The sequence below is a fragment of the Brevundimonas variabilis genome (assembly GCF_014199945.1).
In the GTDB taxonomy this organism is placed as follows: Bacteria; Pseudomonadota; Alphaproteobacteria; order Caulobacterales; family Caulobacteraceae; genus Brevundimonas; species Brevundimonas variabilis.
Genome location: NZ_JACHOR010000004.1, coordinates 17,278 through 36,724 on the forward strand (window position 1 = coordinate 17,278; position 19,447 = coordinate 36,724).

The window sequence follows — 19,447 nt, forward strand, 5'->3', positions numbered from 1 at the left end:
CCTAGCGGAGAAGCGTGACGTTGGCGAGGTGGTCCGTGCAGGGCTCTAGGCGAGTTCGCGCTGCATGAAGGTCGTGACATCATCGAGCACCGGCGCCTTCTTGCGGAACAGGGGCGAGAAGGTCGCGATCAGATCCTCATGGCTCAGGCCGGGATACAGCTTCATCTCGCACCGACCGCCAACCGCCTTCATGCGGGCGTTCAGCAGGATCGTGTCCTCGTCATGGACGGTCACGTCGGCGGTCCCGTGCCCGAGCCACAAGGGCGGGGCATCGGCGCGGGCGAAGGTGATCGGCTGGGTCAGCGTGGGGTCCGGGGCGCGACCGAAGGCATTCCTCGAGGCGGCCACATCGAACGGCAGGAACTCGTACGGGCCTGCCAGACCGGCCGCCGCCCTGATCAGGGACGGCTGGCCGACGGCGGCCATGTACCGACGATCCAGTGCGATCATCAGTGCCAGATGGGCACCGGCCGAATGACCCAGGACCCCGAGCCGCCCGGGGTCGCCGCCATACTGGCTGGCGACCTCTGCAACCCGTGCCGTTGCAGCCGCGGCATCCTCGATGAAGACCGGGAAATGGACGTCCGGCACCAGACGATAATCCGGCACGGCGACGACGAACCCGCGCGCTGCCAGCGCCTGAGCTGCCCAGCCGTAGACCTCGCGCGACCCGCTGTCCCAGCCGCCGCCATAGAAGAAGACCAGCGTCGGAAGGGATGCCGTTGCCGGTCGGGTCGGCGCAAAGATATCGAATTTCTGGCGGGGGTCTGAGCCATAGGTCAGGTCCCGCGCGACCCGGCGCACGCCGCCGTCGCGGGGCCCCAGGGTATTCAGCACGGCCAGGGGGCTGCACGCTGCCAGAACGGCACCGAGGGCGGGGGCGAAGATGCCTCTGCGGGTCATGGGGTCTCGCGTCGGGAGTTGGAACCGGCGCTAGATACGCATGAGATCGCAATCAGCCTCAATGCCGCGTCCTAATCGCGCAGCAGTTCGTTCACCGCCGTCTTGGCGCGCGTCTGGGCATCCACGCGCTTGACGATGACGGCACAGTACAGCGACGGCCCGCCGTTCGGGTCGGGCAGGGCTCCGGGCACCACGACCGAATAGGCCGGGACCTCGCCACGGGTGACCTCGCCGGTGGCCCGGTCCACGATCTTGGTGGTGGCCGAGATATAGACCCCCATCGACAGGACGGCGCCCTGGCGCACGATGACGCCCTCGACCACTTCGGAGCGGGCGCCGATGAAACAGTCGTCCTCGATGATGGTGGGATTGGCCTGCAGGGGTTCCAGCACGCCGCCGATACCCACGCCGCCCGACAGGTGCACATTCTTGCCGATCTGGGCACAGGACCCGACCGTAGCCCAGCCGTCGACCATCGAGCCCTCGTCGACATAGGCCCCGATGTTCACGAAACTGGGCATCAGGACGACGTTGCGGCCAATGAAGGCCCCCTGCCGCACGATGGAGCCGGGCACCGCGCGGAAGCCGGCATCCTTGAAGTCCTGGCCGGTCCAGTCGCCGAATTTGTTGGGCACCTTGTCGTACCAGGGGCCGACACCGGGCGCGCCACTGTTCATGCCCCGGTCGCCCGCGCGCATGATGACATTGTCGTTCAGCCGGAACGACAGCAGCACGGCCTTCTTCAGCCACTGATGCGTGGTCCAGACCCCGTCGTCCGAGCGGGAGGCCACCCTGGCCTGACCGGAGTCCAGCAGGCTCAGGGCCGTTTCGACAGCCTTGCGGGTTTCGCCCTGGGTCGCCGGCGACAGGTCCGCGCGCGCGTCCCAGGCGGCCTCGATGATGGCGGCGAGATCGGTGTGGTCGGTCATGCGGCGTCCTTCAGCGAAAGGGGAGACAGGAAATCCATCAGATAGTCGGACTGGTGATCGACCCAGTCGCCGATCTCGTGGCCATGACCGTCGCCGATCAGGACGGTGGTCATGCCCATGGCCTTGGCCGGAGCCAGATTGCGCGGCGTGTCCTCGAAGAAGATCGCCCGGTGCGGATCGATACCGAAGCGGTCAAGGAACCGGCGGAAGGTCGCGGGCGCCGGCTTGGGCGTCAGGTCCATGTCCTCGATGGCAAAGACGCCGTCGAAGCAATCAGCGATGCCGATATGCTTCAGCACCCGGGCAGCGTGGAAGCGGGCTCCATTGGTCAGGACGAATTTCCGGCCCGGCAGGCCTTTCAGCATGCCCTCGAGCACCGGATTGGGCTCGACGGAATCCAGGGGAACGTCGTGCACCTCGCGCAGGAATTTGTCCGCGTCGATCGCATAGTTGGCCATCAGTCCGGCCAGGGTCGTGCCATGCTCGTTCAGGAACTGGCGCTGCAGGACCTTGGCCTCGGCCTCGGGCAGGCCGACGGCGTCGATCATGAAGGCATTGATCCGGCCCTGAACCAGACCCATCAGCCCCTGCTCGCGGGGGTACAGGGTGTCGTCCATGTCGAACACCCAGGCGTCGAACCGCGAGGGATCCAGCGTCACGCCTTCACCAGGGTGCCGGCGCCGTACTCGGTGAACAGCTCGACCAGCATGGCGTGGGGACGACGGCCGTCCAGGATGACGACGGCCTCGACGCCGGCCCGCACGGCGGCCATGGCGGTCTCCAGCTTGGGGATCATCCCGCCCGAGGCCGTGCCGTCGTCGATCAGCGCCTGCGCTTCGGCCAGGGTCATCTGGCGGATGATGTCGCCGTTGCGGTCCATCACGCCCTTGACGTCAGTCAGCAGCAGCATCCGCTTGGCATGAAGGGCGCCGGCCACGGCACCCGCCACGGTGTCGGCATTGACGTTATAGGTCTGGCCGTCTTCGGCCACCCCGATCGGCGCGATGACCGGAACCCAGTCGTCGGTCTCCGAGGCGATCAGCCCGGCGATCAGCTTTGGATCGACCTTTGTCGGCTCGCCCACGAAACCGAGGTCGACCTCGTGTTCGATCAGGCTGTCGGGGTCGCGTTTTGTCCGGGTGGTCTTCTCGACGGTCAGCAGGCCGGCATCCTTGCCCGACAGGCCGATGCCGCGGACGTCCGCCTCGCGGCCGGCGACAGTGATCCAGTGCGCGATCTCCTTGTTGACCGCCCCGGACAGGACCATCTCGGCGACCGACATCGTGTCGCGATCGGTCACACGCAGGCCGTCGACGAAGGCGGATTTCACACCGGCCTTGTCCAGCATGGCGCTGATCTGCGGCCCGCCGCCGTGCACCACGACCGGATTGACGCCCATCAGTTTCAGCAGGACCACATCGGCGGCGAACTGTCTGGCCACGGCCGTCTCGCCCATGGCATGGCCGCCGTATTTGATGACGACGGTCTCGCGGTCATAGACCTGGATATAGGGCAGGGCCTCGGCCAGCGTCTTTGCCGTCGCCCAGCCGCGTTCTTCCGATTGGCGTTCGCTCTCGTCCATTGGACGGGCTGATAGCGATCCGGCGGCACAGTGTCACGACGAAACGCGGACAGGGCGGGGCTGGCATCGGGTCATCCCCGTGAAGGTTGGCAGGTCCCGATACGAAAAAGGGCCCCGACATCGCTGTCGGGGCCCTTCCGGATGGCTGATCCGCTGCGATTATTCGCGGTTGCCGCCGAGGAACATCATCAGGAACTGGAACAGGTTCACGAAGTTCAGGAACAGGCCCAGGGCACCGAAGCCGGTGGCCACGCCCATGGCGGCCTGGTCACCGCCCAGCTGATAGTAGGTCATCTTCAGGCGTTGCGTGTCATAGGCGATCAGACCTGAGAAGATCAGAACGCCCAGGCCCGAGATAATCAGCGCCAGCGTGCCGGACTGCATGAACATGTTGACGACCATGGCGATCAGCAGGCCGATCACACCCATGATCAGGAAACTGCCCATGGCGGTCAGGTCCTTCTTGGTCGTGTAGCCGACAAGGCTCAGGGCACCGAACGCCGCTGCGGTCACGAAGAAGGTCGAGGCGATCGACCCACCCGTGTAGCGCAGGAAAAGGATGCCCATGCCGGCACCGATGGTCGCGACCACGGCCCAGTACAGCATGTTCACGCCGCCTGCCGTCGGGTTCTTCATGAAGAACATCGAGCCGAACAGCAGCACCAGAGGCGAGAACTGGACGATCATGCCCAGCATTGTCAGGCCGACGCGACCGTCAGGACCTGCCGCAAACAGCAGTTGCTGCACGGCCGGTACGTTTCCGGTCACATAGGCCAGCGCGCCGGCCACGACCAGGCCGAGCGCCAGTTTGTTGTAAACGCCCAGCATGAAGCTGCGCAGGCCTGCGTCCACGGCCATGTCGGCCTTCGCGGGCGCAGTGTTCAAATAGCCGTTTCTAAAATCGCTCATCGCGAGTGAAGTCTCCTGGTTGGCCGGATACAATCCCGGCTTTGGATAGAATATCGGTATGGATGGTCACTCGTGCAAGCGAATCCGGACTTCCGAGGTTCCATCGGGACCGCTACCCTGCGTCGCATGGTCCGTCTGTTCGCTGCCCTGCCGATCCCCTGGGACGTCGCCGAGACGCTGAAACGGCGCCAGACCGGCTTGCCCGGTGCCCGCTGGCGACCGGAGGAAGCGCTCCACATCACCCTAGCCTTCTATGGCTCCGTGGACGAGCGCCGGGCCGAGGATCTGGCCGCCGAACTGTCACGGATTCCGGGCGGAGCCTTCGATCTTGAGCTGAGGGGCGTCGGCGCTTTTGGCGATGCACACCGCAGTCACACGATCTGGGCCGGCCTGGAAGCGTCCGAACCCTTGAACATTCTGGCCGGCCGGTGTCGCAAGGCGGGTGAGCGAGCGGGGATCACGATGGAGCCGCGCCTGTATCGGCCCCACCTGACCCTGGCCTATCTCAAGACCCAGACGGATCCCGCCCGGGTCGGGGCCTGGATCACCAATCACAACCTGCTGCACTCGCCCCCGATGCGGATGGACCGGTTCGGCCTGTATTCCAGCACCCTGTCCGACGAAGGCAGTCACTACGAGCTGGAGCGGGAGTATCCCCTGTGAACGGACCTGTGATCGAGACGGCCCGGCTGATCCTCCGGCCCCCGGCCATGGAGGACTTCCCGCGATGGGCGGATTTCCAGGCCGATGCGGAAACCACCCGTTTCATCGGCGGGCCCCGAAGCCCGGCCGAGGTCTGGCGTTCGATGATGAGCGTGGCCGGGGCATGGGGGCTGACGGGCGTGGGCTTCTTTTCGCTGATCGAGAAGTCGAGCGGCCAATGGATCGGCCGGATCGGGCCCTGGCACCCTCATGGCTGGCCGGGACCCGAGGTGGGCTGGAGCCTGCATGCCGATGCGATGGGCAAGGGCTATGCGCTGGAAGCGGCCATTGCGACCATGGACTATGCCGTCGACGTGCTGGGCTGGACGGACATCGTCCACACCATCGACCCCGCCAATGTCGCCTCGGCGAGGCTGGCGGCGCGTCTCGGTTCGGTCAATCGTGGGCCCGGCCGGCTGCCCGAGCCGTTCCAGGATGCCAACGTCGATGTCTGGGGCCAGACGGCCTCGGACTGGGCCGGCAACCGCCGTTGTTTGATCGATAACGAAACCGCAACCGGAACCGTCGCGTAGTTGATCCCAATCCGTTGCTCCAGCACGTGAAGGATTTGCATGCCCGTTTCAGGAAACCCGACCGTCGCGACCTTCGCGCTCGTCGCCACCCTTCTGGGGCTGAGCGCTGTACCCGCTGCGGCCCAGGCCCCGGCCGTGAACCTGGACCAGTTCGACGGCCGCTGGTTTGAGACCATTCGCAGTCCCAATGATGTCCAGAAGCCCTGCAGCCGGGCCCAGATCGATTTTACGCCCCAGGGCCGTGCCGATCGCTACGAGATCCGCGTCGCCTGCACGCGCCAGTCCGACGGCAAGGTCGAAACGCTGCGCGCCAACGCCCGGATCACCGACACCACCACCAATGCCCGGTTTCGCTTCAGCCTGACCGGCCTGCTGAGCTTCGGCGGTCTGGCCGGGCAGAACTACTGGGTCTGGGACCACGCACCCGACTACAGCTGGGCCATCATGGGCCTGCCGAACAAGTCCGACTGGTGGGTCTGGACCCGAACGCCCACACCGTCCGATGCCGTCCGGACCCGCACACTGGCCCGCGCCCGGGCCCTGGGTTTCGATACCGACAGCGCGGTTCATACCGGGCGCTGACGTCCGTCCGTCTCACAAGCTGGCGCTTGAAGGCGGAACGCAACCGGAACATAAGGAGGGGTGACCGCCACCGCCCTTCATCTCGAACTGGTTTTCAGCCGGCCTGAAACGACCCTGTCCGTGACCCGGGGGGCCGCACGACTGCTGGCCGACATGGGCTATGCCCCGTTGCTGGAGGTCTGCCTGCCCAATGGCCGGCGCGCCGATGTCATGGCGCTGGGACGCAAGGGCGACATCGTCATCTGCGAGGTCAAATCGGGCGTCGAGGACTACCGGGTCGACCGCAAATGGGGCGAATATGCCCCCTTCTGCGACGCCTTCTTCTTTGCGGTCGCGCCGGAGTTCCCCGAGGGCGTCCTGCCCGACGAGCCCGGCCTGATCATCGCGGACGGTTTTGGCGGTGCCGTTGTCCGTGAGGCACCGACCACCCCGCTGGCCCCGGCCCGGCGCAAGGCGCTGACGCTGGCCTTCGCACGACTGGGGGCCATGCGGACCCTTCGGGACGAAGGGTCCGGGAAGCGGGGTTAGGGTGCCGGTCGGACCGGGCCCGGCTCAGGCCGTCTAGCGCGGAGCGCGCTTGGCGAGGATGCGCTGCAGGGTCCGGCGGTGCATGCCCAGGCGACGTGCCGTTTCCGAGACATTGTGGTCGCAAAGCTCATAGACCCGCTGGATATGCTCCCACCGCACCCGGTCGGCGCTCATGGGGTTCTCGGGCGGCTCGGGCGCATCGCCCGTGGCCAGCAGGGCCTTGACGACATCATCGGCATCGGCCGGCTTGGAAAGATAGTCCACGGCACCGGCCTTGACCGCTGCGACGGCGGTCGCGATCGCGCCATAGCCGGTCAGCATGACGATCCGGGCGTCCCCGCGACGCTCGCGAATGGCCTCCACGATCTTCAGCCCGTTCCCGTCATCCAGACGCATGTCCAGCACGGCAAAGGCGGGAAGCTTGTTGCGCAGCGCCTCGTGGGCCTCGGCCACCGATGCGGCGACCGTGACCTCGAACCCGCGCGATTCCAGGGCGCGGCCGAGGCGCGTTCTCAGAGCCTGGTCATCATCCAGCAGCAGCAGCGACCGGTCCGGATGGGCGGCGATGCGATCCTCGATCGACGGCATTGGTGACAGGCTGGTTATCGGCATTGTCTTGGTCTCCCTGAAGTTCCAAGTCGGGGTCGGTATGGCTCAGGTCAAGCGGTGCGGCGATCCGTCACCATCCAGAGCCAGGGCCTCGCGCGGCCAGCGGACCGAGACCCTCGCCCCGCGATTGGTCCCGGGTCCGCCATCGCCGGCCCCGGCCACGACCCGCGCCCCGGTCCGTTCCAGCAATGTCCGCGCAATGAAGAAGCCCAGGCCCATGCCGCCCTGGCTGGGGATGACCTCGGGCTCGACCACGGGGGCCTTCTTGCCTTTCCGGGCCGGCTTGCTGGTCCCGGTGGCGGCTTTCAGCTGGCTGGCCAGCGCCATCCGCGCCTTGCTGTGAGGACGGCTGGTCACATAGGGCTCACCCAGCCGTGGCAGGATGTCGGCCGAGAACCCCGGCCCGTCGTCAACGACCTCGATCACGATCGACGTCCCGTCCACCACGGCCCGTACCGATACACGGGTGGCGGCGAAGTCGGCCGCGTTCTCGACGATCGCGGAAAGGCCGTGGATCACTTCGGCCAGGCGCTTGACGTGCGGCTCGGGTCCGGTGCCGGCCATCGAGACGGTGCACTCGATCGTCAGGTCGAAGCCCAGATGCGGGTCGACGATCTCGGCCAGCAGGGCCTTCAGCCCCACCTCGGTATAGAGGGCGTCCCCATCCTCGGGTCGTTGCGACAGCCGCTGCAGGATCTCGCGGCACCGCTCGGCCTGTTGCAGCATCAGTCGCGCGTCCTCTGCAATGGGACCATCGGCCGGCGATGCGCGCAGCAGTTCCTTGGCGACCACCTGGATCGTGGCCAGCGGCGTGCCCAGTTCATGCGCCGCCGCAGCCGCCAGCCCGCCCAGTGCGGCCAGACGCTGCTCGCGCTGCAGCACGTCCTGGGTCGTGGCCAGGGCCAGCTCGAGCTTTTCGGCATCGGCAGCCACGCGCCAGGCATAGGCTGCCGTGAAGACGACGCCGGTGATCAGGGCCAGTCCGATCCCGAACCGGTAGAGGGCCGGCAGCTGCAGCCGTGTTCCGGCCTCCCAAGGCAGTGGCAGCGACCAGAAGAAAAGCGCCCCCGTCGACAGCAGCACCAGCAACCCGAGCCCGATCGCCTGTCGGCCCGGCAGGGATGCTGCGGCCACTGTGACCGGGGCCACCAGCAGCAGACAGAAGGGGTTCTCGAGCCCGCCGGTCAGCGCCAGCAGGGCTGTCAGCTGCAGGATGTCGAAGCCCAGATGCATCGCGGTCTGCCGTCCATCGGGCAGTCGGCCCTCGACGTGGCGGAGGCGGGCCATGGCGAGCACATTCGCCACCACGCTGGCGCCGATCACCAGAAGGCACTGCCAGACCGGCAGGGGGAAGTTCAGCATCCCCACCGCAACAATCACCGTCGCGGTCTGGCCCGAGATGGCCAGCCAGCGCAGGATGATCAGGGTGCGCAGGCCGAGGCCCCGGCTTCGGCGCGGCAACTGGCGCCACGCGCCTGCCGGGCGATCTGAAAACTGCGACGATGGTTCGATTTCGCTGATGGCCACGCCCGGTCTATAGACCCGTCGCGCCGTTCTGTCGGCGTGTTGAATGAGAGACACGATGCCACGCCGTTCCGTCATGCTGTTTGCGGGTGCCTGTGCGGCCATCGCCGCTGCCCTCGCCCTGACCACGGTCTTCGTGGTGACCGGCCGCGAGCGCGCTGCAGAGACGATGATCACGGATGCCGGCACGGGCCAGGCCCTGGTCGGCGGCCCGTTCGAGATGGTCGACCAGACCGGCAAGGCGGTGGATCAATCGTTGCTGGACGGCAAATGGAGCCTCGTTTTCTTCGGGTTCACCTACTGCCCCGACTTCTGTCCCACGACCCTTGCGGCGATCGAGGCCACAAAGGCGCGGATGGGCGCGAAGGGCGACGATATCCAGGTCGTCTTCATCACCGTCGACCCGGAGCGTGACACCCCCGAAGCCCTGAAAGCCTATCTGTCGAGTGACGGCTTTCCCGAGGGCGTGGTCGGCCTGACCGGTACGGCCGAACAGGTCGCAGCCACCGCCCGCGCCTATCGCGCCATTTACGAGAAGGTCGGAGAGGGCGATGCCTACACGATGAACCACTCGCTCACCGTCTATCTGATGGGGCCGGACGGGAAGTTCCGCTCTGCACTCGCCCATGACCTTGGACCGGAACGTTCGGCCCAGCTGATCGAACGCGTGATGGCGCGCGGTTGATGGCGTCGGGCAAGCCGCTGCGGGTCGCGACCTGGAACATCAATTCGGTTCGTCTGAGGGTCGATCAGGTCGCCCGGTTTGTCGCCGAAAGCGACACCGACGTCCTGTGCCTGCAGGAAATCAAATGCCTCGAGGACCAGTTTCCGGTCCGCGCCTTCGAGGCGATGGGCATGCCCCACCTGCGGATCGCGGGCCAGAAGGGCTGGCACGGGGTCGCCATCGCCAGTCGCCGGCCGATTACGGACAGCCCGAAGCTGGATGTCTGTCGCCAGGGACACGCGCGCTGCGTCTCTGCCACGGTGTCCGGCGTCGAGATCCAGAATTTCTACATTCCGGCCGGCGGTGACGTTCCCGACCGGACGCTGAACCCCAAATTCGATCACAAGATGGACTACTACGAGCGGCTGACGGCCGAGATGGCGAGCCGTGATCGGCGGGCACCGCTGCTGCTCGCGGGTGACTTCAACATTGCGCCCGGAGAGTTCGACGTCTGGAACCACCGCTACATGTCGAAGATCGTGTCGCACACGCCGCTGGAGGTTGAGACGCTGAACCGGCTTCAGGACGTGGGCGGATTCTCAGACGTGGTTCGCGATGCTCACCCCGACCCGCAGAAACTGGCCAGCTGGTGGAGCTATCGGGCGGAGGATTTCCGGAAGTCGGCACGCGGGCTGCGCCTCGATCACCTGTGGACTTCGCCAGGGCTGACGCCGGCGGTCGTGGCCGGCAGCGCCACGATCCACGAGCCCGTCCGCGCCTGGACCCAGCCCAGCGATCACTGTCCGATCACCGTTGACCTCGACGTCTGATCGGGTCGGCGGTTCCTGAAACAGCGCCGCGTAGGCTGCTGTCCGACATCCCGTGGCAGGGCCAGCAGGATGCCCGCAGGATCGTTCTACTCCGCGGGCCGGTCGGCCATTTCGCGAATGAGTTCAAGCGCCAGCTTCTGCTGCCGGTTGGACAACTGAGGGGCTAGACGACCGATTTCTATGGTGTGGCGCGTCGACGGGAAGTCGTGATCGAACGCATCGGCATCGCCCTCGGCCATGCCGGGCTGGACTGCGCCGAGACCCTGGAAGAAGTAGGACACGTCCACCTTGAAGAAGCGGGAAATGTCCCAGAGCTTCGACGCTGAAATGCGGTTCGCCCCTTTTTCGTATTTCTGGATCTGCTGAAACGTCAGGCCCAGCGCCCGGCCCAGATCGCTCTGGTTATAACCGAGGCTGATCCGTTTTTCGCAGACCCTCCTGCCGACATGGCGGTCCACCGGATGGGGTCCGTCCTCGCCTGTTCCTCGCGCCATTCTTCTCTCGCCTAGATAGTTCGCAATGCAATGATTGACATGCGCCAGTCGCGCACCGCTGTCATCACAATTCGCGGAAATGGCGATGCCTGTAAAGCTTGATCTCCTAATGGGCGGGTTTCATGGGCCGTTTTGGCCATGGTCCGGAAAGGACCAGGGCCAAACCCAGCAATATCCAGAAGCCGAGGTCTCCGAATCGTCCAAACAGCGTCCGTGAGGCCGGACGCGGAAGCAGGGAATCGATGACTCCGCTCTGGCCCGACCCGAGCTGGTTCTCGCCGACAATGCGCCCCCAGGGATCAATCATTGCCGACACACCGGTGGGGGTCGCGCGCACAACCGGCAGCCCCGTCTCGATGGCCCGATAGCTGGCCAGGTTCAGGTGCTGGAGCGGCCCGGAGGTTGCGCCAAACCAGGCGTCGTTAGAGGCGTTGACGATCCAGTCTGGGCGTCCGGCTCCGCCGGGCGTGAACCCGGGGTACAGGCTCTCGTAGCAGATCAGCGGCTGGACCCGTGGCGCGTTGGGCAGGTCGATCGGTGCAGGGGTTGGCCCGGCGCTGAAGTCGGAAGGCATGTGGACCAGACTGCGGATGCCCAGCGCCCCCATCAGCGATCCGAGGGGCAGGTATTCGCCGAACGGCACCAGGCGGTGCTTGTCATAGATCGCCGCGATGGTCAGGCCCGGCCCGCCCGTGTCGTGAAGGGCAAACAGGGCGTTGAAATAGCGCGCCCCATCAGGAGCGGTCGGGTCGGCCTGACCACGCCCCAGACCCATGAGCAGGGTCTGTCCGGGCTGCACGGCCTGGGCAATCAGCACCCCATCCTGCGAAGCCGGTCCGAAAACCGTGTCTGCGGCAGCGGGCAGGGCACCCTCGGGCCAGACGACGACGTCGGGCAGGGGTGAACCGGGTAGGGTGCTGGGCTGGGCCGTCAGCGCCAGATAGCGGTCGACGATTCCGCGATAGGCTTCCGGGGTCCATTTGGACTCCTGTTCGACATTGGCCTGGACAATGCGGATCAGGGTGTCTGTCGGCTCGACCCGTGCCTCTGACAGGCGGCCGGCACCGAATGCGATCACGGCGATCAGGCCTACGAACCCCAGCCCGGCTGCGGTGATGCGGCTTCTGCGCGGTCCCGGAGCGGCCAGCGGCGCGAACGCAGCGAAAATGGCGACCGTGACGAGGCTGAGACCATAGACTCCGATCACCGACGCCAGTTGCGATGCGGCCGACCCGGCTTTCCAGCTGGCCCCGGCCGGGTTCCAGGGGAAGCCCGTCAGCACATGGCCCCGCAGCCACTCGAACAGGGCAAAGAGACCTGCGAACATCAGGACCCGCAGCACACCCCGCGGTGCCAACCGTCGGTAGAGGGCGGTCGCGGCTCCCCAGAACAGCCCGATGCCGGCAGGCAGAAGACTGGCCGCGAACGGGGCCATCCAGGCCTGATCCGGATTGACGAGAAAGGCCTCTGCCACCCACCAGCAGCCGAGCCCGAAATAGGCAAAACCCGCCAGCCAGCCCATCCAGAAGGCGCCGCGCGTGTTGCCGGACCGTTCGGCCAGCAGCATCAGCAGGCCATAGCCCAGCAGTCCCGGCAGGATCCCGAATGGCGGATGCGCAAGCGCGGCCCCCAGCCCGGCCAGCAGGGCCAGGCCGATACGGCTCCACCGGCCCGTCAGCGCTCGGTCCCAAAGTCCTGCAGTGGTCTTCATGCGAAAGGCCTCAATGGTCGTCGATCAGGACATAGGGGTCGGCGATACCCAGAGCCGCGAGGATCGTCTTCTCTTCTGCCTCCATGGCCTCCGCCTCGGGATCGGTCCCGTGGTCCCGGCCCAGAAGGTGCAGAACCCCATGCACGACCAGATGTGTCAGATGACTGGACAGGGTCTTCGACTGGGCCACGGCCTCCGCAGCGCAGACGCCGTAAGCCAGGACGATGTCTCCCAGATGCGGTGCCGAACCCGGCATCGGCATGTCAGCCCCCGGAAAGGACAGGACATTGGTTGGCCTGTCCTTGTCGCGGAAGCGGGCGTTCAGGTCACGAACCGTGTCGTCGTCGGTCAGTAGAATGGCGATCGAACCATCAGATCCATCTGCTGCTGCCTGGGCCGCACGCATCACGCAGGCCTCGACATCGGGCACGGTCGACGTCCAGTTCGTATCCTCGACGTCGACATCGATTTCCAGAGCCGCATTCATGGAAAACCGGTCAGATCGCGACGGTGGTAGGGACAGTCTCTTCCAGATCCGGCTTTGGCCGTCCGCCGGCGGCATCCGCGTCATAGGCCCGGACGATGCGCTCGACCATCGCGTGGCGCACCACGTCCTGGGCCTCGAACTCCAGCACCCCGACACCCTTCACATCGCGCAGGATGCGCAGCGCATGGGCCAGTCCGGAATCGCGCGGATTCAGCAGGTCGATCTGCGATGGGTCGCCGGTTACGACCATGCGCGCGCCTTCGCCCAGACGGGTCAGGACCATCTTCATCTGCAGCCGCGAGGTGTTCTGGGCTTCATCGACGATGACGAAGGCGTGGCTGAGCGTCCGGCCCCGCATGAAGGCGATCGGGGCGGCCTCGATCTCGCCCTTGTCGCGCCGACGCTGGACGTCCTCGGCCCCCAGGATGTCGTTCAGAGCTTCCCAGATCGGGGCCAGATAGGGATCGACCTTTTCGTTCAGGTCGCCGGGCAGGAAGCCCAGCTTCTCGCCGGCCTCCACGGCCGGGCGGGTGATGACGAGCCGGTCGACCTGGCCCCGGCGCAGCAGGGACGCGCCATAGGCTGCCGCCAGGAAGGTCTTGCCTGTGCCCGCCGGACCGACCCCGAACGACAGCTCGCAGCGGGCCAGGGTTTCCAGATAGCGGGCCTGGGCGTTGGTCTTGGGGACGATCGCGCCCCGCTTGCCGACGGGCAGGGCCATCGGGTCGCTGGGGTTTGTGCCGCCGCCCCGGACCGTGCCCAGCGCCGCGCGGACATCGGCCTCGGTGACCGTGGCTCCCTTTTCGGCCCGGTTGATCAGGGTATTGACCACGGCCTTGGCATTGGCCCGGTCGCGCGCGCCGCCATTGATCGAGAGACCGCCGCCCGGCGTCTCGACCAGCACCTTGAACGCATCCTCGATCAGGGCGATGTGGCGGCTCTGCGGTCCGATCACGGCCCTGAGTTCCGTGTCGTTCAGGGCCAGAAACTCGGATTCACGCGCCATACTGTTTAATCCTGCCGTTCCGCCTGCGGCGGAGGGGTGTCTGTCAAAAGCCGTCCGGCCAGGCTGTTCTGCTGGCCCCGCTCGATCGCGACTGGAACGATCTGGCCGATCAGATGATCCGCCCCTTCGACATGAACCGACTGCAGATAGGGCGAACGGCCGATGGCCTGTCCCGCGTTGCGACCCGTCTTCTCGAACAGGACGTTCAGGGTGCGGCCAGCCTGGGACATGTTGAAGGCGGTCTGCTGTTCGAACAGCAGGGCCTGCAGCGCATGCAACCGGGGCCGGGCCACCTCGTCCGGCACCGGGGCCGCCATCGTCGAGGCCGGCGTACCGGGACGCGGCGAATACAGGAAGCTGAAGGCCGAGGCATAGCCGACCTCGCGCACCAGGCTCATCGTGTCCTCGAAATCGCGGTCGGTCTCGCCGGGGAAGCCGACGATGAAGTCACCGGAAATGGCGATGTCGGGACGGACCTCGCGGAAACGGCCGATCAGGTCGATGTATTTCTGGCGCCCGTGCTTGCGGTTCATCAGCCGCAGGATCCGGTCCGACCCCGACTGCACCGGCAGGTGCAGATAGGGCATCAGGGCCTCGATCTCGCCATGAGCCGCGATCAGGTCGTCCGACATGTCGTTCGGATGACTTGTCGTGTAGCGGATGCGATCGATGCCCGGGATGTCCGCCAGGGCCCGTGCCAGTCGTGCCAGCGACCAGATGCCATCTTCACCCATGCCGTCATAGGCGTTGACGTTCTGGCCCAGCAGGGTGACTTCGCGGACCCCCTGTTCGGCCAGCCCCCGCGCCTCGGTCAGCACATCGGCGACCGGACGCGACCACTCCGCGCCGCGCGTGTAGGGCACCACGCAGAAGGTGCAGAATTTATCGCAGCCTTCCTGCACTGTCAGGAAGGCGGTCGGGCCATCCACGCCACGAACGGCGGGCAGGGCGTCGAATTTCTCGTTCGGGGCAAAGTCGGCGCCGATCCGTTCGCCCCGGGCCCGGGCGGTGCGGGTCAGCAGTTCGGGCAGCTGGTGATAGGCCTGAGGGCCAACGACCAGATCGACGGCGGGTTGCCGGCGCATGATCTCCTCGCCCTCGGCCTGGGCGACGCACCCGGCCACGGCGATGGTCATCACGCCGTCGCCAGCCGCCGCCTTGTCCTGTTTCATGAGCCGCAGCTTGCCCAGTTCGGAATAGACCTTTTCGGCGGCCTTCTCGCGGATGTGGCAGGTGTTCAGGATGACGAAATCGGCCATCTCCGGTGTCTCGGTCGTCGCATAACCCAGCGGGCGCAGGACATCGGCCATGCGCTCGGAGTCATAGACATTCATCTGGCAGCCGTAGGTCTTGATGAACAGGCGCTTTGGCGCGCCTGTCCCGTCGGCTGGCTGAACAAGGGTGTCGGTCATCGCGGCGGTTCTAGTCGGCTATTGCGCCGGACGCTACTCGGGGCCGGACGGCCCGGACGACCGCGATCAATAATCGATCTTCGCCGGGTCAACGCGTGCGGCCTGACGCGTGAAGATCAGTCCCTCGCGTTTTGCGGGCTCGGCCCCTTCGATAGCCTTGCCGTAGAGTTCGAGCTTGTGACCGACCAGTTCGAAGCCGAGGCGCTCGGCGATCTCGGACTTCAGCCGTTCGATCTCGGCATCGAAGAATTCGATGACCTCGCCGGTCCGGGTGTCGATGAGGTGATCATGGTGATCGTCGCCGGCCTCTTCATAGCGGCTGCGACCGTCGCCGAAGTCATGCTTCTCGACGACGCCCGCCTCTTCGAACAGACGCACGGTGCGATAGACGGTAGCGATCGAGATGTGCGGATCGATGCCGGACGCGCGGCGATACAGTTCCTCGACGTCCGGGTGGTCCTCGGCGTTGGACAGCACCCGGGCGATCACCCGCCGCTGTTCGGTCATTCGCATGCCGCGATCGGCGCAGAGTTTTTCGATACGGTCCATGCCGACAAGATAGGCGGGCAGACAGTCCGTGGGAAGTCACCCTGCCAAGTTGAGACTCAGAATCAGGGCGTCGACCGCGGGGGCGCCGCTGCGGGCATAGTAGGCCTTGCGCCGACCTTCGATCCCGAACCCGGCTTTGGCGTACAGCGCGCGGGCGGCGGCATTGTCCTCAGCCACCTCGAGGAACAACCGAAGGGCCTGAATCCGCGCCGCAAACGTCGCCGCAGCCTCGACCAGTCGCAACCCCAGCCCCGACCGACGCGCCATCGGCTTGACCGCCAGGGTCAGGATTTCGGCCTCGTCCAGAATGACCCGGAACAGGATGAAGCCGTCGGCGTGTCGGATGCCGACCACCCCCTGCTGTCCGAGCAGGGTCTCGAAGGCGGCTTCGTCCCAGGGTGCGTCGAAGCTCTGGCGATGCAACGCGGCCAGCCCCGCCCCGTCGCCCGGTTCGGTCAGATGCAATGCGCCATCGGACAGGGTCACGCCACAGGCGTCCGGGCCTGTCCGGGCAGCCGGGTCGGCGGGGTTGCATCCGGTGCGCGGAGATACAGGGGGCGAGGCGGACTTCCTGCCGGGTCCGCCAGCCGGGTCAGCCGTGCCAGGGCTGGCGGCGATGGATGGATGATCGGCGGGTCGGGCAAGGGCAGGGGCTTCATGGATCGCTCCCCGCGTCTGGCGTTCAGGATCGCGGCTCCCGTCCCGACCACGCCGGCACAGCCCAGTTCGGCCACAAGATCGACCGCGGCATCGATCGCCACGGCCTGGGGCGGACAGAGCGGCTGATCTCCCCTGAAGGCCTGCAGATAGACCTGGCCGCGGCGGGCATCGACCACCGCTGCGAACGGGGCGGCATCGGGCGTCGGTCGCGAGGCCGCGAGCGCCGCCAGGGTCGACAGGCCGATCACCGGGCGGTCCAGCGCCTCACCCAGACCCTGGGCAAAGGCCAGTCCAACGCGCAACCCCGTGAACGATCCCGGCCCGACCGTCACGCCGATGCGGTCAAGGGCATCGAACCCGATGCCCGACGCGGCCATGACATCGCGGACAATGCCGCCAATCCGCTCGGAGTGGCCCTTGGCCATCGGCTCCGACCTCATGGCCAGGGCCTGATCGGCCTCGAACACGCCGACGGTGCAGGCACCGAGGGCGGTATCGATCACGAGCACTTTCATCGACCGGTCATCCAGAGGGTTCCGCTGTTCAGGTCGGGACGCCAGCGCGGCCCCGATCCGGGCGAGGGCTCTTCGCACCCTTTCGTCCCGAATGGCCAAGAAATACTCCAGCACGGCCCTGCCATCCAACATGCCGTGCATATGCCCCAGCCCCGGCCTGGCTCAGGCCCCTGCAGCCTGCAGCGTAGCGAAATCGGGCCATCGACTGAAAATGCCCTATTCGCCCGGCGCTTTCGAGGACGCGTTGGTCTCATGGCGAACCGGCCATTCGATCGCCGCGCTGACCCAGAGGCACAGCCAGATGATCACCGGCTGCAACAGCAGCCTCGGCCCATGATAGGCCCAGCCCAGGGTCGGCAGCGACACGTCCGGATCGAAGGCATGACGGACATTGGCCGGGAACACGCACAGGGCATAAAGCGCAAGGCCAATGCCCGCCGCCACTCGAAACCGCCGCGTCAACAGTCCGATGGCCCCGGCGATCTCGGCCACCCCGGTGAGGCGGATCACGGTCTCGGGCCGGGGTACCCAGTCGGGCGTGATGGCCAGGAACGGCCCCGGGACGACCAGATGCAGCACGCCCGCCGCCAGAAAGGCGACGGCGAGCACGATCCGCAGGGCCGTGCGTGTTCTGCTGAAGGGGGTCCTGTCCATGATCGGCCATAGCATGGGCCGGGCGCGATCGGTTATGGGGAGGCATGGATCCCATCGCCGCCCGGCTCCTCGCCCGGCACCCCCAGAAGATCGACCTGTCGCTGGACCGGATGCGGGCCCTGTGCGCAGCTCTGGGCAATCCTCAGGACGTTCTGCCGCCGGTGGTCCATGTGGCGGGCACCAATGGCAAGGGGTCCACCGTCGCCCTCCTGCGGGCCATGGCCGAGGCCGCGGGGCTGAAGGTCCATGTCTATACGTCGCCCCATCTCGTCCGGTTCAACGAGCGGATCCGGCTGGCCGGGGTGCTGATCGAGGATGCGGCTCTGGACGCAGCCCTGACGCGCGTCGAGGCCGTGCAGGGCGTCGAGGCCACGGTGTTCGAGACGACGACGGCCGCCGCGTTTCTGGCGATGGCGGAGACCGCCGCCGACCTGGCCATCATCGAGGTCGGGCTGGGCGGACGTCTGGACGCGACCAATGTCATTGATCGTCCGCTGCTCAGCGTCATCACGCCGGTCGATCTGGACCACGCCGAGTTTCTGGGCACGTCCCTGCCGGGTATCGCTGCGGAAAAGGCCGGTATCCTGAAGGCCGGGGCCCACGGTCTGGTGGCCCGACAGCGCGAGGATGCCATGGCCGCGATCGAGCGCGCCGCCCTTTCCGTCCATGCGCCCCTGACGGTCATGGGGGTCGATTTCGACGCCTGGGCCGAACGCGGCGGCATGGTGTTCCAGGACCAGGAACGCTTCCTCGATCTGCCGGCACCGGCGCTCTACGGCCCGCATCAGGTGGACAATGCCGGACTGGCCATCGCGGCCGCTCTGGAACTCGACCTTCCCGAGGCCGCGATCGCGACGGGTCTGAAGGCTGCACGCTGGCCCGCCAGGATGCAGCGGCTGGCGTCAGGGCCTTACGGCGATACCGCGCGCCAAGCCGAGGCCGAACTCTGGCTTGACGGAGGCCATAACCCTCACGCGGCGCGGGCGCTGGCCGAGGCCCTGACGGATCGTCACGCCAAGGCTCCACGCCCCCTGGCCCTGATTGTCGGCATGCTCGCCAACAAGGATGCATCCGGATTCTTCGAGGCATTCCGGGGGTCGGGCGCCCATGTCTTCACGGTCGGCTTCGAAGGCGCGGCGGCCGGCCCCGACGCCCTGGCCGCCCTGGCCCAGGCCCATGGCCTGGGGGCCCAGAGCGCGCCGTCGGTCGAAGCCGCGCTGGATCGCGCACTGCGACTGGGGGCCGGACGGGTGGTGATCTGCGGCTCGCTCTACCTCGCGGGCGAGGTTCTGGGCGCGAGCCGCGAGACCTGGCCGGACTAGGTCGCGGCCTTGGCGGCAATGCCGGATTCGGCAAGCCATTCGACGATCTTGCCCTTGGGCATGGCACCGACCTTGAGCGAGGTCATCTGGCCATCCTTGAACAGCATCAGCGTCGGGATGCCCTTCACGCCCAGCTTCGACGGGACCATCGGGCTGTCATCGATATTGACCTTGGCGATCGTCACCTGACCGGCCAGTTCGTCGGCGATCTGTTCCAGCGCCGGGCCGATCTGCTTGCACGGTCCGCACCATTCCGCCCAGAAATCGACGAGGACGGGGGTCGTGGACTTCAGGACGTCGGTCTCGAAGCTGTCGTCGGTTACCTTGACGGTGGCCATGTGC

Annotated in this window: 24 protein-coding genes; 7 read left to right on the plus strand and 17 right to left on the minus strand. The window is 66.7% G+C overall.

All coding sequences use genetic code 11. The annotated features are described in order from the left end of the window. Positions 1 to 45: 45 nt before the first annotated feature. From GGR13_RS11440 to GGR13_RS11460, 5 genes are all read right to left on the minus strand, one after another. Positions 46 to 903, minus strand: coding sequence for an alpha/beta hydrolase (locus GGR13_RS11440; protein ID WP_183213687.1), 858 nt, complete (start codon positions 901 to 903; stop codon positions 46 to 48). A 71-nt stretch (positions 904 to 974) separates the two neighbouring features. Beyond that, positions 975 to 1,832 carry a 2,3,4,5-tetrahydropyridine-2,6-dicarboxylate N-succinyltransferase gene (gene dapD / locus GGR13_RS11445; RefSeq protein WP_183213688.1) on the minus strand — a complete coding sequence of 286 codons (858 nt, stop codon included), beginning with the start codon at positions 1,830 to 1,832 and terminating at the stop codon, positions 975 to 977. After that, entirely contained in the window at positions 1,829 to 2,491 is a 663-nt protein-coding gene (locus GGR13_RS11450) for a pyrimidine 5'-nucleotidase (protein WP_183213689.1), read from the minus strand. The genes dapD and GGR13_RS11450 overlap by 4 nt, the downstream gene beginning before the upstream one ends. After that, complete coding sequence (gene argB, locus GGR13_RS11455) at positions 2,488 to 3,414, minus strand: acetylglutamate kinase (RefSeq protein WP_183213690.1); 927 nt, start codon at positions 3,412 to 3,414, stop codon at positions 2,488 to 2,490. The genes GGR13_RS11450 and argB overlap by 4 nt, the downstream gene beginning before the upstream one ends. A 159-nt stretch (positions 3,415 to 3,573) precedes the next feature. Then, positions 3,574 to 4,323 carry a Bax inhibitor-1/YccA family protein gene (locus GGR13_RS11460; RefSeq protein ID WP_183213691.1) on the minus strand — a complete coding sequence of 250 codons (750 nt, stop codon included), beginning with the start codon at positions 4,321 to 4,323 and terminating at the stop codon, positions 3,574 to 3,576. Between the two features lie 126 nt (positions 4,324 to 4,449). Here GGR13_RS11460 and thpR point away from each other — a divergent pair, with 126 nt between their 5' ends. The 4 genes from thpR to mmcB are packed head-to-tail and all read left to right on the plus strand — an operon-like array spanning position 4,450 to position 6,668. Continuing rightward, a complete protein-coding gene (gene thpR / locus GGR13_RS11465) occupies positions 4,450 to 4,986 on the plus strand; it encodes an RNA 2',3'-cyclic phosphodiesterase (protein WP_183213692.1) in 537 nt (178 codons plus the stop codon). Beyond that, positions 4,983 to 5,558: a GNAT family N-acetyltransferase gene (locus GGR13_RS11470; RefSeq protein ID WP_183213693.1), complete on the plus strand. Its 576-nt coding sequence runs from the start codon at positions 4,983 to 4,985 to the stop codon at positions 5,556 to 5,558. The genes thpR and GGR13_RS11470 overlap by 4 nt, the downstream gene beginning before the upstream one ends. A 39-nt stretch (positions 5,559 to 5,597) precedes the next feature. Beyond that, on the plus strand, positions 5,598 to 6,140 hold the full coding sequence (locus GGR13_RS11475; protein WP_183213694.1) for a lipocalin family protein: 543 nt from the start codon (positions 5,598 to 5,600) through the stop codon (positions 6,138 to 6,140). Between the two features lie 60 nt (positions 6,141 to 6,200). Next, positions 6,201 to 6,668: a DNA repair putative endonuclease MmcB gene (mmcB, locus tag GGR13_RS11480; RefSeq protein WP_183213695.1), complete on the plus strand. Its 468-nt coding sequence runs from the start codon at positions 6,201 to 6,203 to the stop codon at positions 6,666 to 6,668. A 33-nt stretch (positions 6,669 to 6,701) separates the two neighbouring features. Here the strand turns inward: mmcB and GGR13_RS11485 are convergent, their stop codons facing one another. Then, the gene (locus GGR13_RS11485; RefSeq protein ID WP_183214094.1) at positions 6,702 to 7,256 is read right to left on the minus strand and encodes an ActR/PrrA/RegA family redox response regulator transcription factor; all 555 of its coding nucleotides are present in this window, start codon (positions 7,254 to 7,256) and stop codon (positions 6,702 to 6,704) included. A 66-nt stretch (positions 7,257 to 7,322) separates the two neighbouring features. After that, positions 7,323 to 8,804, minus strand: coding sequence for an ActS/PrrB/RegB family redox-sensitive histidine kinase (locus tag GGR13_RS11490; RefSeq protein WP_343060370.1), 1,482 nt, complete (start codon positions 8,802 to 8,804; stop codon positions 7,323 to 7,325). Between the two features lie 55 nt (positions 8,805 to 8,859). Between GGR13_RS11490 and GGR13_RS11495 the strand changes: the two genes are divergently transcribed. After that, on the plus strand, positions 8,860 to 9,486 hold the full coding sequence (locus GGR13_RS11495; protein ID WP_183213697.1) for an SCO family protein: 627 nt from the start codon (positions 8,860 to 8,862) through the stop codon (positions 9,484 to 9,486). Beyond that, the gene (locus GGR13_RS11500; RefSeq protein WP_183213698.1) at positions 9,486 to 10,295 is read left to right on the plus strand and encodes an exodeoxyribonuclease III; all 810 of its coding nucleotides are present in this window, start codon (positions 9,486 to 9,488) and stop codon (positions 10,293 to 10,295) included. Before GGR13_RS11495 ends, GGR13_RS11500 begins: the two co-directional genes overlap by 1 nt. 86 nt (positions 10,296 to 10,381) lie before the next feature. On the opposite strand, the gene GGR13_RS11505 is transcribed toward GGR13_RS11500, so the two are convergent. From GGR13_RS11505 to GGR13_RS11545, 9 genes are all read right to left on the minus strand, one after another. After that, positions 10,382 to 10,789, minus strand: coding sequence for a helix-turn-helix domain-containing protein (locus GGR13_RS11505; protein ID WP_183213699.1), 408 nt, complete (start codon positions 10,787 to 10,789; stop codon positions 10,382 to 10,384). Between the two features lie 106 nt (positions 10,790 to 10,895). Then, a complete protein-coding gene (gene lnt, locus GGR13_RS11510) occupies positions 10,896 to 12,500 on the minus strand; it encodes an apolipoprotein N-acyltransferase (protein ID WP_183213700.1) in 1,605 nt (534 codons plus the stop codon). 10 nt (positions 12,501 to 12,510) lie between these two features. Further along, positions 12,511 to 12,987 (minus strand): rRNA maturation RNase YbeY, encoded by a 477-nt coding sequence (gene ybeY / locus GGR13_RS11515; protein WP_183213701.1) that lies wholly within the window; start codon positions 12,985 to 12,987, stop codon positions 12,511 to 12,513. Positions 12,988 to 12,997: 10 nt separating this feature from the next. Beyond that, entirely contained in the window at positions 12,998 to 13,993 is a 996-nt protein-coding gene (locus GGR13_RS11520) for a PhoH family protein (RefSeq protein ID WP_183213702.1), read from the minus strand. A gap of 5 nt (positions 13,994 to 13,998) precedes the next feature. After that, a complete protein-coding gene (gene miaB / locus GGR13_RS11525; protein ID WP_183213703.1) occupies positions 13,999 to 15,405 on the minus strand; it encodes a tRNA (N6-isopentenyl adenosine(37)-C2)-methylthiotransferase MiaB in 1,407 nt (468 codons plus the stop codon). Positions 15,406 to 15,471: 66 nt separating this feature from the next. Next, positions 15,472 to 15,954 carry a Fur family transcriptional regulator gene (locus GGR13_RS11530; protein WP_183213704.1) on the minus strand — a complete coding sequence of 161 codons (483 nt, stop codon included), beginning with the start codon at positions 15,952 to 15,954 and terminating at the stop codon, positions 15,472 to 15,474. Between the two features lie 36 nt (positions 15,955 to 15,990). Then, positions 15,991 to 16,440: a GNAT family N-acetyltransferase gene (locus GGR13_RS11535; RefSeq protein WP_343060372.1), complete on the minus strand. Its 450-nt coding sequence runs from the start codon at positions 16,438 to 16,440 to the stop codon at positions 15,991 to 15,993. Continuing rightward, complete coding sequence (gene tsaB, locus GGR13_RS11540) at positions 16,437 to 17,129, minus strand: tRNA (adenosine(37)-N6)-threonylcarbamoyltransferase complex dimerization subunit type 1 TsaB (protein WP_183214096.1); 693 nt, start codon at positions 17,127 to 17,129, stop codon at positions 16,437 to 16,439. Before tsaB ends, GGR13_RS11535 begins: the two co-directional genes overlap by 4 nt. A 216-nt stretch (positions 17,130 to 17,345) precedes the next feature. Continuing rightward, on the minus strand, positions 17,346 to 17,783 hold the full coding sequence (locus GGR13_RS11545; protein WP_183213705.1) for a DoxX family protein: 438 nt from the start codon (positions 17,781 to 17,783) through the stop codon (positions 17,346 to 17,348). Positions 17,784 to 17,827: 44 nt separating this feature from the next. Between GGR13_RS11545 and GGR13_RS11550 the strand changes: the two genes are divergently transcribed. Continuing rightward, positions 17,828 to 19,105: a bifunctional folylpolyglutamate synthase/dihydrofolate synthase gene (locus GGR13_RS11550; RefSeq protein ID WP_183213706.1), complete on the plus strand. Its 1,278-nt coding sequence runs from the start codon at positions 17,828 to 17,830 to the stop codon at positions 19,103 to 19,105. Here GGR13_RS11550 and trxA read toward each other — a convergent pair. Next, positions 19,102 to 19,443 (minus strand): thioredoxin, encoded by a 342-nt coding sequence (gene trxA / locus GGR13_RS11555; protein ID WP_183213707.1) that lies wholly within the window; start codon positions 19,441 to 19,443, stop codon positions 19,102 to 19,104. The genes GGR13_RS11550 and trxA overlap by 4 nt on opposite strands. Positions 19,444 to 19,447: the final 4 nt, after the last annotated feature.